At 56.9% G+C, this 2,090-nt stretch carries 4 protein-coding genes; 1 reads left to right on the forward strand and 3 read right to left on the reverse strand.

Annotated elements, in window-relative coordinates:
* The coding region (locus tag VL003_RS01210; protein ID WP_325438756.1) for a porin at window positions 1-700 on the forward strand (700 nt) is incomplete at its 5' end.
* A gap of 12 nt (window positions 701-712) precedes the next feature.
* On the opposite strand, the gene VL003_RS01215 is transcribed toward VL003_RS01210, so the two are convergent.
* The 3 genes from VL003_RS01215 to VL003_RS01225 form a co-directional block, all read right to left on the reverse strand.
* Window positions 713-1,480: a sulfite exporter TauE/SafE family protein gene (locus tag VL003_RS01215; protein ID WP_325438758.1), complete on the reverse strand. Its 768-nt coding sequence runs from the start codon at window positions 1,478-1,480 to the stop codon at window positions 713-715.
* Between the two features lie 101 nt (window positions 1,481-1,581).
* Complete coding sequence (gene rpsJ / locus VL003_RS01220) at window positions 1,582-1,893, reverse strand: 30S ribosomal protein S10 (RefSeq protein ID WP_301117272.1); 312 nt, start codon at window positions 1,891-1,893, stop codon at window positions 1,582-1,584.
* A 57-nt stretch (window positions 1,894-1,950) separates the two neighbouring features.
* Window positions 1,951-2,090: EF-Tu C-terminal domain-related protein (locus VL003_RS01225; protein WP_487047241.1), on the reverse strand; the 140-nt coding region annotated here is incomplete at its 5' end.

Genomic DNA, 2,090 nt, shown 5'->3' on the forward strand with positions numbered 1-2,090 from the left:
AGGCCTGGGCGGCAGTTGGGGCCGTGTAAGCGCCGGCCGTCACTACACACTGATTCACGACATTTTGTCGATGCGCGCTTACGATGCCTTATGGGTTAGCAACTACGCCGAATTGGGCTGGTATTCGGGCACCCAGTACACACTGCGCCGCGACAACGCCATACGGTATCTGGGCAGAGTCAATCAGATTGAAGTCGGCTTTATGTACCAGACCAATGAGCGAGGCGTAAAAAATTCGCACAGCGTCATGGCAATTGTGCCGGTGGGGGGGCTGGACATTGCGCTGGCCCACGAAACCGACCATACCGCCGACACCGAACTAAGGGCCTCGCTGCTGGCGCTGCGATACACCTTTAACAGCGGCACCTCTGTACACGCCTATACTTTGCAGTCTCGGGCGCAAGGCGGCCTCGACAAAAAAGACCAGCTTTACTCTTTGGGCGTTGTGCACCCGGTCAGCCCTCGAACGACACTGTTCGGTTCGGTGTATTACAACCGAAGCAAAGCCAACGGCAGTGGGCATCGTAACGCCTTTGCGGTGCGCGCGCAGTACGCCTTGTCGAAACGAACCTTTATTTATGCCGAAGCCGATCATGCCCGGGTACGGGGTATTTCGGTGGCTGATTTCAACGATCCGAATAACGCCGAGCCCAATACCAAACGCAGCTCGTTCAGCATTGGATACCGGCATCTATTTTAATGGCGCAACCCGTTAAGCCAACGTCCCCAGACCATCCCAAAGGAGCTTTGCCCCGGTAAAGAACAGGAACAGATACATTAAGCGATTGAACAGAACCGCGTTGACCCGATCATGCATCCACACACCCAGCTTGACGCCGATGACTGCAACGGGGGCCAGCAGCAGTGATGTGCCCAGGTTCTCGGCGTTCAACTGACCCAGTATCGAATAAGGAATCAGTTTTACATAGTTGACCACGGCAAAATAGATAGTGACCGTACCAACGAACAGGCTCTTGTCCATGTTCTTGGGCAGAAGATAGATCATCAGTGGCGGCCCGCCCGCGTGGGCGACAAAACTGGTATAGCCCGACAGCCCCGACCACAACCAGTATGCCGGCTTGTCTGGCAGGCTCGGGGCCAGGCGCACACGGCCGCCCAACCAGTACCGCAACGAAAATACCAATGCCATCGCGCCTATCAGTACCTCAAGAAAAGCATCGCTGACGTAGCGGAAAGTAAGTGCCCCCACCAAAATGCCCAGTACGGCCGGGGGCAGCAAGCGCACCATCAGGGCCCGATCCCAGCGGCGCAACCACGCACGCACACCCGTGACATCCATGACGCACAGTATCGGCAACATAATGCCCGCCGCCTGAATAGGCGAAGACACCAGAGCAAGCATGGGCACCGCCAGAATGCCCAGCCCTCCGGCAAACCCGCCCTTGCCGATACCCACAATCAAGACAGCAGGCACGGCCACCATGTAGAACAACGGATCATTGATGAAGGCCAGCGTCATGGCGCGGTTCCCTTTTTAGACGCGACAAAGCCCTCCGAAGAGGGCTTTGTCGGCCGGCTTCGCTGCATAGCAGCTTGACCAAGCAATACTGACTACAACGATTACTGCAGTGCGATTTCGACGTCGACACCGGCGGGCAAATCCAGGCGCATCAATGCGTCCACGGTTTTGTCGGTAGGGTCGACGATGTCCATAAGACGCTGGTGCGTACGCATTTCGAATTGATCGCGTGCGGTCTTGTTGACGTGAGGCGAGCTCAGGACGTCGTAGCGGCGAATGCGGGTGGGCAGTGGCACAGGGCCACGAACCACGGCGCCGGTGCGCTTGGCGGTGTCAACGATTTCAGCTGCCGACTGATCGATCAGCTTGTAGTCGAACGCTTTCAGACGAATGCGGATTTTCTGGTTTTTCATGGTGTTTCCTAAAGAACGAAATCGGCGGGAAGAATTCTTCCCGCCTGAGTGCAAGGCTTACTTGGTGATTTTAGCTACGACACCGGCGCCCACGGTACGGCCGCCTTCGCGAATGGCGAAACGCAGGCCTTCTTCCATGGCGATGGGGGCAATGAGCTTGACTTCCATCGACACGTTGTCGCCGGGCAGCACCATTT

The sequence above is a fragment of the Pusillimonas sp. genome, from assembly GCF_035515275.1.
In the GTDB taxonomy this organism is placed as follows: Bacteria; Pseudomonadota; Gammaproteobacteria; order Burkholderiales; family Burkholderiaceae_B; genus Pusillimonas.